The sequence below is a fragment of the Pseudomonas sp. PLMAX genome (assembly GCF_046042685.1).
GTDB lineage: Bacteria > Pseudomonadota > Gammaproteobacteria > Pseudomonadales > Pseudomonadaceae > Aquipseudomonas > Aquipseudomonas putida_AE.
The window spans coordinates 1,421,187-1,438,327 of the sequence record NZ_CP064949.1 but is presented as its reverse complement, the minus strand read 5'-3'; the positions used below and the strand labels follow the sequence as shown (position 1 = coordinate 1,438,327).

At 59.4% G+C, this 17,141-nt stretch carries 19 protein-coding genes; 4 read left to right on the top strand and 15 right to left on the bottom strand.

What is annotated here, in order from left to right; translation table 11 throughout:
- Positions 1-58: 58 nt before the first annotated feature.
- Together erdR and DKB71_RS06490 are read right to left on the bottom strand one after the other, a co-directional pair.
- Positions 59-709, bottom strand: a complete 651-nt coding sequence (gene erdR, locus DKB71_RS06495) for a response regulator transcription factor ErdR (RefSeq protein WP_034149864.1) — start codon at positions 707-709, stop codon at positions 59-61.
- A gap of 219 nt (positions 710-928) precedes the next feature.
- Positions 929-1,672, bottom strand: a complete 744-nt coding sequence (locus DKB71_RS06490) for a tRNA-uridine aminocarboxypropyltransferase (RefSeq protein WP_408599898.1) — start codon at positions 1,670-1,672, stop codon at positions 929-931.
- A gap of 183 nt (positions 1,673-1,855) precedes the next feature.
- On the opposite strand from DKB71_RS06490, the gene DKB71_RS06485 reads away from it, so the two are divergent.
- On the top strand, positions 1,856-2,278 hold the full coding sequence (locus DKB71_RS06485; protein WP_274073312.1) for a PA3611 family quorum-sensing-regulated virulence factor: 423 nt from the start codon (positions 1,856-1,858) through the stop codon (positions 2,276-2,278).
- Between the two features lies 1 nt (position 2,279).
- Here DKB71_RS06485 and DKB71_RS06480 read toward each other — a convergent pair whose 3' ends face one another.
- A complete protein-coding gene (locus DKB71_RS06480) occupies positions 2,280-2,474 on the bottom strand; it encodes a hypothetical protein (RefSeq protein ID WP_180203236.1) in 195 nt (64 codons plus the stop codon).
- A 483-nt stretch (positions 2,475-2,957) separates the two neighbouring features.
- On the opposite strand from DKB71_RS06480, the gene DKB71_RS06475 reads away from it, so the two are divergent.
- Entirely contained in the window at positions 2,958-4,076 is a 1,119-nt protein-coding gene (locus DKB71_RS06475; RefSeq protein ID WP_323628652.1) for a TIGR00730 family Rossman fold protein, read from the top strand.
- Between the two features lie 43 nt (positions 4,077-4,119).
- On the opposite strand, the gene recX is transcribed toward DKB71_RS06475, so the two are convergent.
- The 6 genes from recX to DKB71_RS06445 form a co-directional block, all read right to left on the bottom strand.
- A complete protein-coding gene (recX, locus tag DKB71_RS06470) occupies positions 4,120-4,587 on the bottom strand; it encodes a recombination regulator RecX (protein ID WP_274073310.1) in 468 nt (155 codons plus the stop codon).
- Between the two features lie 8 nt (positions 4,588-4,595).
- Complete coding sequence (gene recA / locus DKB71_RS06465; RefSeq protein ID WP_008060630.1) at positions 4,596-5,654, bottom strand: recombinase RecA; 1,059 nt, start codon at positions 5,652-5,654, stop codon at positions 4,596-4,598.
- A gap of 83 nt (positions 5,655-5,737) precedes the next feature.
- Complete coding sequence (locus DKB71_RS06460; protein WP_274073309.1) at positions 5,738-6,238, bottom strand: CinA family protein; 501 nt, start codon at positions 6,236-6,238, stop codon at positions 5,738-5,740.
- A gap of 105 nt (positions 6,239-6,343) precedes the next feature.
- Positions 6,344-6,910: a glycoside hydrolase family 19 protein gene (locus tag DKB71_RS06455; protein ID WP_408599896.1), complete on the bottom strand. Its 567-nt coding sequence runs from the start codon at positions 6,908-6,910 to the stop codon at positions 6,344-6,346.
- 141 nt (positions 6,911-7,051) lie between these two features.
- Positions 7,052-7,402, bottom strand: a complete 351-nt coding sequence (locus DKB71_RS06450) for a phage holin family protein (protein WP_408599895.1) — start codon at positions 7,400-7,402, stop codon at positions 7,052-7,054.
- Positions 7,403-7,524: 122 nt separating this feature from the next.
- Positions 7,525-8,259 (bottom strand): helix-turn-helix transcriptional regulator, encoded by a 735-nt coding sequence (locus tag DKB71_RS06445; RefSeq protein ID WP_408601061.1) that lies wholly within the window; start codon positions 8,257-8,259, stop codon positions 7,525-7,527.
- A gap of 204 nt (positions 8,260-8,463) precedes the next feature.
- Between DKB71_RS06445 and mutS the strand changes: the two genes are divergently transcribed.
- Together mutS and fdxA are read left to right on the top strand one after the other, a co-directional pair.
- Positions 8,464-11,043, top strand: coding sequence for a DNA mismatch repair protein MutS (mutS, locus tag DKB71_RS06440; RefSeq protein ID WP_408599894.1), 2,580 nt, complete (start codon positions 8,464-8,466; stop codon positions 11,041-11,043).
- A gap of 142 nt (positions 11,044-11,185) precedes the next feature.
- On the top strand, positions 11,186-11,509 hold the full coding sequence (gene fdxA, locus DKB71_RS06435) for a ferredoxin FdxA (protein ID WP_274073301.1): 324 nt from the start codon (positions 11,186-11,188) through the stop codon (positions 11,507-11,509).
- Between the two features lie 496 nt (positions 11,510-12,005).
- On the opposite strand, the gene rpoS is transcribed toward fdxA, so the two are convergent.
- The 6 genes from rpoS to ispF all read right to left on the bottom strand — a co-directional run bounded on the left by rpoS (position 12,006) and on the right by ispF (position 17,134).
- Positions 12,006-13,013 carry an RNA polymerase sigma factor RpoS gene (rpoS, locus tag DKB71_RS06430; RefSeq protein ID WP_046816537.1) on the bottom strand — a complete coding sequence of 336 codons (1,008 nt, stop codon included), beginning with the start codon at positions 13,011-13,013 and terminating at the stop codon, positions 12,006-12,008.
- Between the two features lie 108 nt (positions 13,014-13,121).
- Positions 13,122-13,979: a peptidoglycan DD-metalloendopeptidase family protein gene (locus DKB71_RS06425; RefSeq protein WP_274073300.1), complete on the bottom strand. Its 858-nt coding sequence runs from the start codon at positions 13,977-13,979 to the stop codon at positions 13,122-13,124.
- Positions 13,980-14,191: 212 nt separating this feature from the next.
- Positions 14,192-14,827, bottom strand: a complete 636-nt coding sequence (locus DKB71_RS06420; protein ID WP_274073596.1) for a protein-L-isoaspartate(D-aspartate) O-methyltransferase — start codon at positions 14,825-14,827, stop codon at positions 14,192-14,194.
- 38 nt (positions 14,828-14,865) lie between these two features.
- Positions 14,866-15,618: a 5'/3'-nucleotidase SurE gene (surE, locus tag DKB71_RS06415; RefSeq protein WP_274073299.1), complete on the bottom strand. Its 753-nt coding sequence runs from the start codon at positions 15,616-15,618 to the stop codon at positions 14,866-14,868.
- Positions 15,606-16,664: a tRNA pseudouridine(13) synthase TruD gene (truD, locus tag DKB71_RS06410; protein WP_408599893.1), complete on the bottom strand. Its 1,059-nt coding sequence runs from the start codon at positions 16,662-16,664 to the stop codon at positions 15,606-15,608. Before truD ends, surE begins: the two co-directional genes overlap by 13 nt.
- On the bottom strand, positions 16,661-17,134 hold the full coding sequence (gene ispF, locus DKB71_RS06405) for a 2-C-methyl-D-erythritol 2,4-cyclodiphosphate synthase (RefSeq protein WP_274073297.1): 474 nt from the start codon (positions 17,132-17,134) through the stop codon (positions 16,661-16,663). The genes truD and ispF overlap by 4 nt, the downstream gene beginning before the upstream one ends.
- Positions 17,135-17,141: the final 7 nt, after the last annotated feature.

Sequence of the window (17,141 nt, the reverse complement as noted above, 5' to 3'; positions counted from 1 at the left end):
AAAAGGGAGTGGGAAAGCTAGATTAACCAAAGTCAAAAAAGCGTGAAGGTGCCAGCGCTTAATGGCTTGAAATTGACTCAAGTTGTTGCAGCAGCAGCGCCGCCTGGGTGCGAGTGCGCACATTCAGCTTACGAAAAATCGCGGTGACGTGGGCCTTGATGGTCGCTTCGGACACACTCAGTTCGTAGGCAATCTGCTTGTTCAGCAACCCTTCGCAGACCATGGTCAGCACCCGGAACTGTTGCGGCGTCAAGCTGGCAAGGCCTTCGCTCGCCGCCTTGGCTTCATCTGAAACGCTGACGGCTTCGAACGCCTGCGGTGGCCAGAACACATCGCCATCGAGCACCGCGCGCACGGCTTTCTGGATGACACTCAGGTCGCTGGACTTGGGGATGAAACCGCTTGCACCAAATTCCCGGGATTTCACCATGATCGTCGCTTCTTCCTGGGCCGAGACCATGACCACAGGAATTTGCGGATACTGGCCGCGCAACAGCACCAACCCGGAAAAACCGTACGCACCCGGCATGTTCAGATCCAGCAGCACCAGGTCCCAGTCAGCCTTTTCGGTCAGGCGGGTCTCCAGCTCGGCAATGCTCGCCACTTCCACCAGGCGCACATCCGGGCCCAGGCCCAGGGTCAGCGCTTGATGCAGGGCGGAACGAAAAAGCGGATGGTCATCGGCAATCAGGATTTCGTATGTGGCCATTTTTCAAATGATCCTGTTTTTCATGGGACGCCCGATGCATTCGGGCATCGCCAAAACAACTCGAGGTAACAGCCACGGAGCTGCACCAACAGGGCACGTTCAACGCAAAAAACGGCGTTTCAAACTCTGGCCGCACCCTAATCGGCGCCAAGCATGCCCAGCGAAACCGGGGTGGTCAAGCGACATGGCCGGCACACTTTATTGCAGCATCGGCGACAATCAGTCCATCAATACCACTGCTGGCTGAACATAGGCCATCAACTCGGTGTGCGCCGGGGTCGAAACATTCATCTCCAGCTGACGCTTGGCGTCGAGGTAATGCTGGCTGAACACATCGAAATAGGCATCGAGTGCCGATGCCGCCTCTACATCGCCCGCCAGATCGAGACACAACGCCGCGACTTCCGCGGTGCACAGGTGTTCGCTGCGGGTGGAACGGCGCAATTGATAGCGCGAGAGCTTCTCGGGCAACAGGCTAAGGATCGGCAGCGAGTCGAAATAAGGGCTCTTGCGGAAAATCTTGCGGGCTTCGGTCCAGGTCGCGTCCAGCAATATGAACAGCGGTCGCCGGGTGTCATCGACTGCCACGCTGTGAGTCACCCGCTCAGGCGCGACATATTCACCCGGGAACACCAGATAAGGCTGCCATTGCGGGTCGGACAGCAACGCCAGCAACTGTTGATCGACCTCGGTACGCGACCAGATGAAGGCATGGTTGTCACGCACCACATCGGCAATCAGCCAGCCGGTGTTGCTGGGCTTGAACACTTCCTTGCCGGTCATGATCAGGCACACCCCGGAGCGGGTCTCGACCTGCGGACGCCAGGCACACAGGCAGTGACTCTCGATCACGCGGCACGCGCGGCAGCGAGTCGCCCGCCAGCCACGAGCCTGGATCGGCTTGATGCCTTCCTCTTCGCGCTGGTCGCGCAGACGGGCTACGGCGTTGGGGGCATGGTTCATCGCAGGCCACGGCAGAAAAAAGAGATCGACACGAAAAGCACTCGCAGGCTGAAAGTGCAGGCAGTTTACCAGACCCACCAGAGCAAACCTGTACCGTCCAGGCCCGCTCCCCTATAATTCGCCGCCACTGAACGCACAGTCATGTGATGGGTCAAACCCCCATCACTGCCCCAGGAGAGTTTCATGCTGCGCCTTATCGTTCCCACCGCTGCCATTCTGCTGGCGTCGTCCTTCAACGCTCAGGCTGCGTCCTTGAGTGAGCAGAATCTGAACAGAGAGCTGCGCAACGTCGCCACGCAAAGCAGCGTCGGCACTCCACGGGCGATCAATGAAGACATTCTCGATCAGGGCTACACGGTCGAGGGCAATACGCTGATCAACCACCTGAGCGTGCAAAGCAGTCACGCCAACAAGATGCGCGCCGACCCCAAGGCCGTGTACTTCCAGCTTGGCGCCTCGGTCTGCAACAACCCGTCCTTCCGCAAGCTGATGGCCAAGGGCGCGGTCATGCGTTATGACTTCACCGAGGTCAAGACCAACCGTGCGGTGGGCTCTGCCAGCTACCAGGAATCGGATTGCCCGAAAGCGACCCAGAAGAAAAAGTAAGTCAGTGGGATTTTGCGCGCCGCTGTTCATCCTCGGCGCGCAGTTCCGCCACCAGCGCCTGCAAATAGCGTGAACGCCGCTCCGCGCCCATAAGACGCCGGCAGCACTCCTCCTCGAGACTCAAATGATTGATCTCGGCTGATGACTTCAGCAATCGATACAGTTGCGTATCGATCTCCAGAATGACCCTGGCCATGGCTTACCGGCTCCCTGCGCTTCGCTCGTAATGAGCGAAAAATCCTTTAACCGCTTGTACCTTGCGCCCTGCCCTTGACGCCAAGTTGTCGTGTAGTACCTGTAACTTAGTAAATCAGAGCACAGCATACTCGGGGCGGGTTCAGACGAGCGGTGAAACCACCTCGCAAATCGTCAATAAACGGTTGCCAGGAAAGACTTTGCGGCGCAATGATCAAGGCAACACGAATCATCGCAAGGGTCTAGATTTCAGGTATCCACGTTCATTTGTCAGGGCATGAAAAGGTGCCGCCCGTTACACCTTGCGCTGTGCGAACGTTTCTTTCATCCAAGGGAAAAACAGAGCCGGTATGGATGACTCGATCACCGGTCGGGTCAAGTGGATCGCCCAGGCATGGGCCTGGGCAGACAGCGCCACATGAAGTGGCGTGGCATCGACGCTGAAGGGTCGACGCCGATGGCTCTGTGCAGAAGGAGAAGTTGAATGCCTTACCAACCGAATGACCTCCTGAGCCGTCATTTTCAAGAAAGCGGCCACGACCTCATCAGCAAGGTCGAAGAACAGCTCAACCTGGTTTCACCCAATAGCCCGAACATCCCGATCTACCGCGACATGATCCTGACTGTGCTGCGCATGGCCCAGGAAGACCACAACCGCTGGAATGCCAAGATAACCCTGCAGGCCCTGCGCGAACTCGAGCACGCGTTCCGGGTTCTGGAGCAGTTCAAGGGGCGACGCAAGGTCACTGTTTTCGGCTCAGCACGCACGCCAGTGGAACACCCCTTGTATGGCCTCGCCCGGGAACTCGGCGCCGCCCTGGCGCGCTCGGACATGATGGTCATCACGGGTGCGGGAGGCGGCATCATGGCCGCGGCCCACGAAGGGGCTGGCCTTGAGCACAGCCTGGGATTCAACATCACCCTGCCCTTCGAGCAACATGCCAACCCCACCGTCCAGGGCACGACCAACCTGCTGCCCTTCCATTTTTTCTTCACGCGCAAGCTGTTCTTCGTCAAGGAAGCGGATGCCCTGGTGTTGTGCCCGGGTGGTTTCGGCACCTTGGACGAAGCACTGGAAGTCCTGACGCTGATCCAGACAGGTAAAAGCCCATTGGTGCCCGTGGTACTGCTGGACGCGCCGGGCGGCAAATTCTGGCAGGGCGCGCTGGACTTCATCCGCCAGCAACTGGAGGAAAACCACTACATCCTGCCCGCCGACATGAAGCTGGTGAAGCTGGTCTACAGTGCCGAAGAAGCGGTGGAGCAGATCAACCAGTTCTACAGCAATTACCACTCCAGCCGCTGGCTCAAGCATCAGTTCGTGATTCGCATGAACCACAAGCTCAGTGACCAGGCACTGGAACACATGCAGGAGGCATTCGCCGACCTGTGCCTGAGCGATCAATTTCATCAACACGCCTACAACGGCGAAGAGCACGATGAAGCACAGTTCAGTCACCTGGCGCGACTGGCCTTCACCTTCACCGCCCGTAATCAAGGCCGACTGCGCGAGCTGGTGGATTACATCAACCTGGCGGAGAACTGGGCACAAAACCAACCAACAGTGCAGCCGCGTACGCGAGAGTCAGTAAAGGTCATGTGAGGCAAAAAAAACGGCCCGCTATCGAAATAGCGGGCCGTTTCAGTCAATCGTCCATCCCTCGGCCGCTGAACAAGCGGCTGATCATTTCCATGGAATATCCCCGATACGCCAGGAACCTGCCTTGCTTGGCACGCTCCCGAGCGTCTATAGGCAAGTGCCCGGAGAATTTGCGCCGCCAGGTATCTTGCAACTGCTCCTGCCAGTCGATGCCGCTCTCGCGCAAGGCGAGTTCGATGTCGCTGCGTTGCAGGCCGCGCTGCCCCAACTCTTCACGAATGCGCAAGGGGCCATAGCCGGAACGGGCACGGTAGGAAACAAAGCTTTCAAGGTAGCGGGCTTCGGACAACAAGCCCTCTTCCGTCAACCGGTCGAGTGCTGTTTCGATCATTTCGGGGAGAGCGCCGCGCTGACGCAGTTTACGCGTCAGCTCGACTCGACCGTGCTCGCGTCGCGCGAGCAGGTCCATTGCGGTTCGCCGCACCGCGACGAGGGTATCGAGTACGGCGGTCATCGGATCAATCAGATATCAGCGTCAGCCAGATCGTCTTCGGTCTCTTTGACCGCAGAAGCCTTGGCGTCCGCTACCGAAGCCGGCGACAGCAGCTTGTCACGCAGTTGTTTCTCGAGCGTTGCGGCAATATCCGGGTTATCCGCCAGGTACTTGGCCGAGTTGGCTTTACCCTGGCCGATCTTGGTGCCGTTATAGGCATACCAGGCACCGGACTTTTCAACGAAACCGTGCAGCACACCCAGGTCGATCATCTCGCCATTGAGGTAGATGCCCTTGCCGTAAAGAATCTGGAACTCGGCCTGACGGAACGGCGAAGCCACCTTGTTCTTTACAACCTTGACGCGGGTCTCGCTACCGACGACTTCATCACCTTCTTTCACCGCACCCGTGCGGCGGATATCCAGACGAACCGAGGCGTAGAACTTCAGCGCGTTACCACCGGTAGTGGTTTCCGGGCTGCCGAACATCACGCCGATCTTCATGCGGATCTGGTTGATGAAGATCACCAGGCAGTTGGCGTTCTTGATGTTACCGGTGATTTTACGCAGCGCCTGGGACATCAGGCGGGCTTGCAGGCCCACGTGCATGTCACCCATTTCGCCTTCGATTTCAGCTTTTGGCACCAGCGCTGCCACGGAGTCGACGATGATCACGTCAACCGCGTTGGAACGCACCAGCATGTCGGTGATTTCCAGGGCTTGCTCACCGGTGTCTGGCTGGGAAACCAGCAGGTCGTCGACGTTGACGCCCAGCTTGCCGGCGTACTCAGGGTCGAGGGCGTGCTCGGCATCGACGAAGGCGCAGGTCGCGCCGGCTTTCTGGGCCTGGGCGATCACGGACAAGGTCAGTGTGGTTTTACCGGAAGATTCAGGACCGTAGATTTCAACAATGCGGCCTTTTGGCAGACCGCCAATGCCCAAAGCGATGTCCAGACCCAGAGAGCCAGTGGAGATGGCCGGGATCGCCTGACGGTCCTGATCGCCCATACGCATTACGGCACCCTTGCCGAATTGACGTTCGATCTGACCCAGGGCCGCAGCCAAGGCTTTCTTCTTGTTGTCGTCCATTAAAGTCCTCACGTAATCAATAAGGCCTGACGGCCAACACCTGTATAAGTAGACAGTATTATTCCACAGCGTTTGCGGATCGCCTACCCCTGATTTGAGATTTCTCCCGCGGCATGGCGCAGCAGCCCCTCTAGCGCGGCCTTCACCGTTTGTCGGCGGACCTCGTCGCGGTTACCGGCGAAGTGCTGTACCTCGCTGAACACCTGGTCGTCGACGCCCCACGCCAGCCAAACGGTGCCCACCGGCTTGCTGGGAGAACCGCCGTCCGGCCCTGCCACCCCGCTGACCGCCACGGCAAAACGCGCACTGCTTTTTTTCTGTGCGCCACGGACCATGGCCTCGACCACCTCCCGACTGACCGCTCCCACCGTTGAAAACAGCTCGGTCGGGACATTCAGCTGAAGCGTCTTCTGGCGGTTGGAATAGGTGACATAACCGGCCTCGAACCACGCCGAGCTACCCGGTATCCGGGTAATCGCCTCGCTGATACCGCCGCCCGTACAGGACTCGGCGGCGGTGACGTGGGCATTGAGAACCTGCAGACGCCTGCCAAGTTCAGCGGCCAGCTGAGTGATTTCTTTCACGGTCAACTCCTGATCGGACGGAATGAGGCTAACGTACACGAGCGAGTAGCGCTTGCAAGTGACGGACTATCAAGATGTGCGCGGGCAAGCGCTCTGACACAGGCCTCACGGGCTTGCAGGCGGGCATAACACGGCCTTTGCCCGTTCCCACAGCAGCAAACGATCCTGCAACCCGTTCAAGCCACCGTTGATACGTCGGGTAATACGGTTGAACTCATCGCCGTCGGCCAGTTCATTGAGGCCGTTTCGCTCCCAGAACCAGGCCGCGGATTCGGCGGCCCACTGTGGCAGTTCCAACAGTTCGGGTTGTTGCAACAAGCGCTCATCAGCAAACAGCGCCCGACTGCACTGCAGATAATTGCTGCGGCCGGTGACCTGGATCAGGCCACGACCCCGATAGCGTTGTCCGTCGCCGTCGGGCTCAGGAGAATTGCCCAGGCGCTCGGCCAAGTCCCCGGTATCGTATTTCTCGAAATACTTCTCGTTGCCCAACTCTCGCACATGCTGCAACTGCCCGGACTCGTGGCCGATTTGCGCCAGGAAGGCGGCGATGCGCCCGGGGGTACTGATATTACGGCGCCCCATGGCGTTATTGAGGACCAGGATGAACGCCCCTGCTTGAGTGCGGGCGCCTGGAAAAATCATGAGTAACTGTTGCTCGGTGAGGTGCATCGCTCGCTCCTTGATTGATGCATGAAATTCGCAAGGTGGGGCTGGGAGCGCCGCACCCTGAGCACAAGATTACAGACCTGCCCCACATAAGCCTCGCCGGCAATTGTTGCGCCGTGTTGTGCCGTGCGCAGCGACAGCCATTCACTGCTGGTCAGGGCGAGAATCGCGCGGCGGCCTGTCATCGATACCGATACGCCTGGCCACCCAGCGCCCGTACAGTCCGACGGCCATGTCGGCCCCGGCTATCGCGGTGAGGCACCCGAAGGCTCCCGCGGCCCAGATCGACATCCCGGCGGCGTACAGCAACATCATCGCCGAGAGGCCACAGACCATGCAGGCCCCGGAGCGCAAGGCCAGTCGGCGCAACAACGACCAGCCTCGGGCACCCTCCTTGTCAGCACGCCACATTTCCCCGGACACCCCGCTGACCACTGCGAGCGTGACGACGAGCCAGATCGGCAGGTCCAGCAACAGTTGTTGCTCGTTTGTCATGTCGGGCCTCCAGGGTACGCAAACGGTAGAGCACCAGATTATGCACGGATGCATATACAGTCAATGCATTAATGCATTTTTCAATCCGCAAGAATGGCTCCTTCAGGCAGGCAAACCAGTGATTAACGGGCGTACATGCCCCACCAGAACACATGACCCAGGATCAGGATCTGCTCTTCCTGCATATCCTGGAACGAATAGTCCTCGTCCGGATGCTCCTCGCGGTTGAAGCTGCGCAGGCGAATCCCGGTGGGCAGTCGATACAGCTGTTTCACCCGCAATTGGCCGTTATGGTTGATGGCGTAGAGATCGCCATCGACGATATCGCCAATCCCGCGCTTGCCGGCGTTGACGCCCACCGTGGCGCCGTCGCGGAGCACCGGCAGCATGCTGTTGCCGCGCACTGTCACGCATTTGGCCTGGTCGAACTGCACGCCGTTATGCCGCAGGCTGCGCTTGCCGAAGCGCAGGCTGGCGCGCTCGCTCTCTTCGATGACGAATCTTCCTGATCCCGCAGCCAATTCAACCTCGCGAAGAAAAGGTACTGAGACCTCGTCGTCATCGATGGGGGTGTCGTCGTCCCACAGACTGATGTCGGTAAGTTGCGAGTGTGCGGCTTCACGCCGGGTAGTGGTCGTCGGCGCGATAACTGCGCGGCCACGCAACTGATCGGTACTCACGGCGAAGTAATCGGCGATCTTCGAGATGTGTTTATCCGAAGGATCGACAATCTTCCCGCCGAGGATGCGCGACAGCGTGGATTGAGGCACGCCGGTGCGACGGTGAAGCTCCGTGGGGGAGATACCGTGCTGATCGAGCAGCGCTCTTAAAACTGTTGAAACATTGCGTTTTTGCATAATGCGCATAATGCTCGAAGTTTTTTGCCACGACAATTGCTCAATTGCATAACCCATGCATGAATCGCTCAATAAAAACGTCACCCGGCCGTGGATGCCTGCGTCGACAAGACTGCCCATGGTAACCTTGCGCCCATCGCGGAAAAGCCGTGCCAATGCCCGCTTTTGCCCCACACCTTTTGAACGAGTTTTCCTGGCAATCCGATGAATAAAGCCCTCTCCGACCTGTCCTCGCACACGCCGATGATGCAGCAGTACTGGCGCCTGAAGAACCAGCACCCTGACCAGTTGATGTTCTACCGCATGGGCGACTTCTACGAGATCTTCTATGAAGACGCGAAGAAGGCCGCCAAGCTTCTCGACATCACCCTGACCGCTCGCGGGCAGTCGGCTGGCCAGGCGATTCCGATGTGCGGTATTCCTTACCACGCGGCGGAAGGTTATCTGGCGAAACTGGTGAAGCTCGGCGAATCCGTGGTGATCTGCGAGCAGGTCGGCGACCCGGCCACCAGCAAAGGCCCGGTGGATCGTCAGGTGGTGCGGATCATCACCCCTGGCACGGTGAGCGATGAAGCGCTGCTCGATGAGCGCCGGGACAACCTGATCGCCGCTGTCCTGGGCGATGAGCGCCTGTTCGGCCTGGCGGTGCTGGACATCACCAGCGGCAACTTCAGCGTGCTGGAAATAAAAGGCTGGGAAAACCTGCTGGCGGAACTGGAGCGAGTGAATCCGGTGGAGTTGCTGATCCCGGATGACTGGCCCAAGGATCTGCCGGCCGAGAAGCGTCGTGGCGTGCGCCGCCGTGCACCCTGGGATTTCGAGCGTGACTCGGCACTGAAAAGTCTGTGCCAGCAATTCTCGACCCAGGACCTGAAAGGCTTCGGTTGCGAAAATCTTACCCTGGCCATCGGTGCCGCCGGCTGCCTGCTGGCCTATGCGAAGGAAACCCAGCGCACCGCCCTGCCGCACTTGCGCAGCCTGCGCCACGAGCGCCTGGACGATACCGTCGTGCTGGACGGCGCGAGCCGGCGCAACCTGGAACTGGACACCAACCTGGCCGGTGGTCGCGACAACACCCTGCAATCGGTGGTCGATCGGTGCCAGACCGCCATGGGCAGCCGCCTGTTGACCCGCTGGCTGAATCGCCCGCTGCGCGACTTGAACGTTTTGCTGGCGCGCCAGACCTCGATCACCTGCCTGCTGGACGGCTACCGTTTCGAAAAGCTGCAACCGCAGCTCAAGGAAATCGGCGACATCGAGCGCATTCTTGCCCGGATCGGCCTGCGCAATGCCCGTCCACGGGACCTTGCTCGCCTGCGTGACGCCCTCGGCGCGCTGCCGCAACTGCAAGTGGCAATGACCGAGCTGGAAGCGCCGCACCTCAACCAACTGGCAACCACCACCAGCACCTACCCGGAACTGGCGGCACTGCTGGAAAAAGCCATCATCGACAATCCACCCGCGGTGATCCGTGACGGCGGCGTGTTGAAAACCGGTTACGACAGCGAACTCGATGAACTGCAATCGCTCAGCGAGAACGCCGGGCAATTCCTGATCGACCTCGAAGCCCGGGAAAAAGCCCGTACTGGCTTGTCTCACCTGAAAGTCGGCTACAACCGCATCCACGGCTACTTCATCGAACTGCCGAGCAAGCAGGCTGAGTCCGCACCCGCCGATTACATCCGCCGCCAGACCCTCAAAGGTGCCGAGCGTTTCATCACGCCGGAACTGAAGGCATTTGAAGACAAGGCACTGTCAGCCAAGAGCCGTGCCCTGGCGCGCGAGAAGATGCTCTACGAAGCGCTGCTCGAAGACCTGATCGCCCAACTGCCACCGCTGCAGGACACGGCCGCGGCACTGGCCGAGCTTGACGTGCTGAGCAACCTGGCCGAACGCGCGCTGAACCTCGACCTGAACTGCCCGCGTTTTGTCAGCGAGCCGTGCATGCGCATCAACCAGGGTCGCCACCCGGTGGTTGAACAGGTATTGACCACCCCGTTCGTGGCCAACGACCTGAGCCTCGACGACAATACCCGCATGCTGGTTATCACCGGTCCGAACATGGGCGGTAAGTCCACCTATATGCGCCAGACGGCGTTGATCGTACTGCTGGCGCACATCGGCAGTTTCGTCCCGGCAGCCAGCTGTGAGCTGTCCCTGGTCGACCGGATTTTCACCCGGATCGGCTCCAGCGATGACCTGGCCGGCGGCCGTTCGACCTTCATGGTCGAGATGAGCGAAACCGCGAACATCCTGCACAACGCCACCGAACGCAGCCTGGTGCTGATGGACGAAGTCGGGCGCGGCACCAGCACCTTCGACGGCCTGTCCCTGGCGTGGGCGGCGGCGGAACGCCTGGCGCACCTGCGGGCCTACACGCTGTTCGCCACCCACTACTTTGAGCTGACGGTGCTGCCGGAAGCCCAGCCGCTGGTGGCCAACGTGCACCTCAATGCCACAGAACACAACGAACGCATCGTGTTCCTGCACCATGTACTGCCAGGGCCAGCCAGCCAGAGCTATGGCCTGGCGGTCGCGCAGTTGGCCGGCGTGCCGAACGAGGTGATCCTGCGTGCCCGTGAGCACTTGAGCCGCCTGGAAGACACTGCCCTGCCCCATGAAGCGCCTGCGCCGACCAAAGGCAAACCGGCCACTCCGCAGCAGAGCGACATGTTCGCGAGCCTGCCACATCCGGTGCTGGACGAACTGGCCAAACTCGATCTGGACAACATGACACCACGTCGCGCACTCGAAATGCTCTATACACTAAAGACACGGGTCTAACGCACTGGCTTGCAAGCTGTTAGAATCTCGCGCGGTTTGGGATGCTGCTGGCTTTTAGCCTGGCCTGCAGACTATCGCTCCCAAACCTTGCGACCCCTACGTGAAGGGGCGCAGCAAGCCGCGCCTGAGGAGAAAATTAGAAATGACCTTCGTCGTCACCGACAACTGCATCAAGTGCAAGTACACCGACTGCGTAGAAGTCTGTCCGGTGGACTGCTTTTACGAAGGCCCGAATTTCCTGGTGATTCACCCGGATGAGTGCATCGACTGCGCACTGTGCGAACCTGAATGCCCGGCTGTGGCCATCTTCTCCGAAGATGAAGTACCTGCAGGCATGGAAAACTTCATCCAGCTGAACGTTGAGCTGGCTGAAATCTGGCCGAACATTACCGAACGCAAAGATCCATTGCCCGACTCTGCGGAGTGGGATGGCAAGCCAGGCAAGATCGAACACCTCGAACGCTGATTACCCCCGCGTTCCGGAAAAAGGCCCCACAAGGGCCTTTTTTTAAGATCAAAAGATCGCAGCCTTCGGCAGCTCCTACATGCAGGCAAAAAAAAGGGGCGGTATGACCCGCCCACATTTTTTCCATATTCCCTGTATTCCCTTTTCATCATCCTGATGAATCGCTTCCTGCGATGTCCTTTCCCCCTCGTCCGTGAAGGGCGTGTCTGTCCGTAGACACAACGCCGATACTAGAGTGTTTACCGCCGGGAGCAATCGCCCGCCTGGGCCTGGGATGGCTTGTCACATCCCCTTCATATAGAAAAATCTACCGGTTTTTCAGATAGATAGGACTGACCTCTGAACAATAGGGTCGACTGCCAACCTGTAAAAATAGTGAACACTTACGAAAAGAGTAAGCGATGACTTACATCTGGAAGCTACAAAGCTGCGCTATCGCCCAAAAACGAAAAGCCCCGAACCAGTCGGGGCTTTTCAGTGAGCACTAACGAACGGCTTATTGAAACAACGACTCGCTCGACAGCCCGTTTTTCTCCAGGATCTCCCGCAGGCGTTTCAGACCTTCAACCTGAATCTGTCTGACCCGCTCCCGGGTCAGGCCAATCTCCAGGCCTACATCTTCCAGGGTGCTGCTCTCGTGCCCGCGCAGGCCGAAGCGGCGTACAACCACCTCGCGCTGCTTGTCGGTCAACTCCGAGAGCCACTGGTCGATGCTTTGAGACAGGTCGTCATCCTGCAGCAGTTCGCATGGATCGGTTGGGCGATCGTCGGTCAGGGTGTCCAGCAGGGTTTTATCCGAATCCGGACCCAGCGAGACGTCGACCGAAGAAACCCGTTCGTTGAGGCCGAGCATGCGCTTGACCTCCGCTACCGGTTTTTCCAGCAGGTTGGCGATCTCTTCGGGGGAGGGTTCATGATCGAGTTTTTGCGTCAGCTCCCGTGCAGCCCGCAGATACACGTTGAGCTCCTTGACCACATGGATCGGCAACCGGATGGTCCGGGTCTGATTCATGATCGCGCGCTCGATGGTCTGACGGATCCACCAGGTTGCGTAGGTCGAGAAGCGGAAGCCGCGTTCAGGGTCGAACTTCTCCACCGCCCGGATCAAGCCGAGGTTGCCCTCTTCGATCAGGTCGAGCAGCGACAGACCCCGATTGACGTAACGCCGGGCGATTTTCACCACCAGCCGCAGGTTACTTTCAATCATGCGTTTGCGCCCGGCCGGATCACCACTTTGCGACAGGCGCGCAAAATGAACTTCTTCTTCGGGGGACAGTAGAGGGGAAAAGCCGATTTCATTGAGGTACAGCTGCGTGGCATCAAGTGCCCGCGTGTAATCGATGTACTTGTGTTGCTTCAATGTCGCGGAGTGTTTGGATTTGGCACGAACGGAAGGTGGAGCCGCCCCTTCATCATTCGACATCGAATCCGTGCCGATGCCGGTCTCCATCAGGAGAACCTCATCGTCGATGTCAAACTCCGGCACTTCTTTACTGAGAGCCATTGTTATAGTCCTTTGGTGAGTTCGACCTCAAGCTCAAGCGGCGCCTTTATCCTTGGCAACGCTGGAGCCTGTCCCCTCTACGTAAGAAACGGAACAGGCTGGAAGCGATCAACGACGTGGCAGGAATTGCAGCGGATCTACAGGTTTACCTTGGCGGCGAATCTCAAAATGCAGTTTCACCCGGTCTGTACCCGTTGACCCCATTTCGGCAATTGTCTGTCCGACCTTGACCTGCTGCCCCTCCCGAACCAACAGCCTGCGGTTATGTCCGTAGGCACTGACGTAGGTTTCACTGTGTTTGATGATGACTAATTCGCCGTAGCCCCTTAAGCCACTCCCGGCGTATACCACCGTCCCATCAGACGCAGCTAAAACAGGCTGTCCCAAATCCCCTGCGATATCAATTCCTTTATTCAAACTACCGTTTGAGGAGAATTTGCCAATTAAAATGCCATTAGATGGCCACCCCCAGCCGGTCGGGGCTGGACCCGGTGGAGGCAGTGGAGCGGGTGCCGGCTTGTTGGCGACGGACGGTACAACCACTGGTGTGGTGGTGGTCGTACCGTCCGCAGAGCGACGGATGACCGTGGTTTTACTCGAGGATGAAGGCGAGGAACTGGACGAGCTGACCACGGCTGTCGGCGTTGAACCGCTGCGACCATCGAAGCGAATCGTCTGACCTGGGTGGATGGTGTACGGCGGCGCGATGTTGTTGCGTGCCGCCAGCGCCTTGTAGTCCCAGCCATAGCGAAAGGCGATGGAAAACAGGGTGTCCTTGGGTCGAACGACGTACTGCCCCGTGGTCACGGCCGGACGCTGGGCGACTGTTTTGTTGCGATCGACAACGCCCACATCGCTGGATTTGTTACTGGAGCAACCGACCAGCAAGGTGCTCATGACAAGGCCAGTCACCAGGCGCTGAAAGCTCGTTGTACCCATACGCTGCGCTATGACTGTGAGACTCACCCGCCGCTCCCTTTGTGGTGGCTGAAAATGTGATTTGCCGTGTTTCGGCACGAAGTGTCGCAAGTATAACGGGCCGTGCCGGCTTTACCCTTATTGAAGCGAAATGGCTTGGCGCACACGTTTGCTGTCTGACAAAACTATCCGTTTAATCAAATCGATGCCGCTGTAAGACAGAGGCAATCGAAGAGAATTCAGCGCGTTTAAATAAATGCTCAGGCCAGTGGACCATTGAGTAACGGGACGAAGCGCACCGACCCCAGGACACGCCTGGAAAAGCCATGTTCCTCCCGGATGATCAGCATTAATTGTTGCACTTCTCCTGAGCCGACCGGGATCACCAGACGCCCCCCAGGCGCCAGTTGATCCAGCAGCGCCTGGGGTACGTCGGTGGCCACGGCCGTCACGATTATGCCGTTGTAGGGCGCCAGCGCAGGCCAACCCTCCCAGCCATCGCCCCAGCGAAATACCACGTTACGCAGGTTCAGCTCGACCAGGCGTTCCTTGGCCCGGTCTTGCAATACCTTGATGCGCTCAACGGAAAAGACCCGCTCGACCAGTTGCGACAGCACCGCCGTCTGATAACCCGACCCCGTACCGATCTCCATGACCTTGTCCAACGGCCCGGCTTCGAGCAGCAACTCGCTCATGCGAGCCACCATATAAGGCTGGGAGATGGTCTGGTTATTGCCGATGGGCAGCGCCGTGTCTTCGTAGGCCCGGTGCGCCAGCGCCTCGTCGACGAACAGGTGACGCGGCGTACGACGAATGACTTCCAGCACCTTGGCGTTGGAAATCCCCTCTTCGTACAGGCGCTGAATCAGGCGTTCGCGGGTCCGTTGCGAGGTCATGCCGATGCCGCGATGCAGCATGTCGTCTTGTCCACGGGTCATGGGTGCAACCCCTCCAACCAGCCGTCGAGGCTCCTGAAGGCATCATTGAAGGTGCGATCCAGTTGCAACGGGGTGATGGAAACATAGCCCTGCATCACGGCATGGAAATCGGTGCCGGGGCCGCCATCCTCAGCATCCCCTGCCGCCGCGATCCAGTACCCGGACCTGCCTCGCGGGTCGACCACCTTCACCGGTGCCGCCGCGCGAGCGCGATGCCCGAGGCGGGTCAACTGGATACCGCGGATGTGCTCCAGCGGCAAATTGGGAATGTTCACGTTCAGTACCGTACGCGGTGGCAATTCGAGATCCGCATGGGCCTCGACCAGTTTGCGCGCAAAGTAGGCCGCCGTGGGCAGGTTGTCGACCTGTCGCGAGACCAGCGAAAAGGCAAAGGAGGGACGCGCCAGGAAGCGACCTTCGAGTGCCGCCGCCACGGTACCGGAGTACAGCACGTCGTCCCCCAGGTTGGCGCCCAGGTTGATGCCGGACACCACCATGTCCGCCTCACGTTCCAGCAAGCCGTTGAGGCCCAGGTGCACGCAATCGGTCGGCGTACCGTTGACGCTGATAAAGCCATTGGCCAGCGTGTGCGGATGTAGCGGACGGTCGAGCGTGAGCGAACTGCTCGCGCCGCTTTTGTCCTGGTCCGGGGCTATAACCACGCACTCGGTGTAATCCGCCAGCGCAGCATAAAGCGCGGCGAGTCCGGGTGCGGTAACCCCGTCGTCGTTAGAAATCAGAATACGCATGGGCTGTCCGTCTGCCCCACCGGCACCAGATCAACAAGCTCGCGCACCAATACGGTGGCGAAGCATCCGGCCGGCAGGACGAATTCCAGTTGCAGAATGTCAGGTTCGGGATAATGCCACGTCAACCCACCGATGGGCAGCCGCAGGATGCGACGTTCGTGGCTCATTCCGGCGTTGATCAACCAATCGCGAAGATCTGCCTCGCGTGCGGCGATCGCCTGCTCCAGTTCATGGACAGCGCCCGTGGTCGGCGAGTCACCTTCACCCCACTGCGGACCGGTCGGGTGCAGATCGAGAATCGCCAGTCGCGGGTCGCTGCACTCGGCTTCGCCTGCGGGAAAAAAGCTGCGGCTGTCGGTGAACGCCAGCAGATCGCCCACCTGGGCACGCTGCCAGGTGCCGTCGGCGACACGCGCGGCCAACACCTGGTTGAACAGGAAACTGCGGGCGGTCGACAGCAGCCGCGAACGCACGTTACGCTGCTCCGGCAAGGCCTTGCGCGCAGCCCAGGCACGGGCGTCGACCACGTTGCCGCCGTCATGCCCGAAACGCTGGGCACCGAAATAATTGGGGATGCCTTGCCTGGCGATCATCTGCAGGCGCTCTTCGATCGCCGCCTTGTCGCCGGCAAACTGCGTCAGGCGCAATGTGAAGCCGTTGGCCGAATGGGCACCGCGTTGCAGCTTGCGTTTATGCCGGCTGGTCTTGAGGATTTTCAGCGTATCGTTTTCTGCCGCCGACAGATCCGGATCGGCCTTGCCCGGCAGCTGCACGCTGAACCACTGACGCGTCAGCGCCTGACGATCCTTGAGCCCGGCATAGCTGACGGTACGCAATGACACGCCCGCCGCCTTGGCGATTCGGCGTGCCGCCTCTTCAGTATTCAGGCCGCGTTTTTCCACCCAGATCCACAGGTGTTCGCCGTCACCGCTCAGGGGGATATCGAGGACTTCGTCGACCTGGAAATCTTCCGCGATGGCTTTCAGCACGGCGCTGCCGAGCGCTTCGCCATAGGCCCGCGGGCCGAGCAATTGCAGTTCGTTCATGCGCGCAACAACAGGGCAACGGAGTGCACGGCGATGCCCTCTTCGCGACCGACAAAGCCGAGCTTTTCGGTGGTGGTAGCTTTCACGTTCACTTGATCCAACTCAACTTGAAGATCCGCGGCAATCAGCGCGCGCATCGATTCGATATGCGGGGCCATTTTCGGTGCCTGGGCAACGATGGTGTTGTCGACGTTAGCGACTTTCCAGCCTTTGGCGTGGATCAATGCGACGACATGGCGCAACAGCACACGGCTGTCGGCGCCCTTGAATTGCGGGTCGGTGTCCGGGAAATGCTTGCCGATGTCACCCAGTGCAGCGGCACCGAGCAAGGCATCGCTCAAGGCATGCAGCAGGACGTCACCATCGGAGTGAGCGAGCAGTCCGAAGCTGTGTGCAATGCGCACGCCGCCCAGAGTGATGAAATCGCCTTCAGCGAAACGGTGCACATCATAGCCGTGGCCAATACGCATAAAAAAA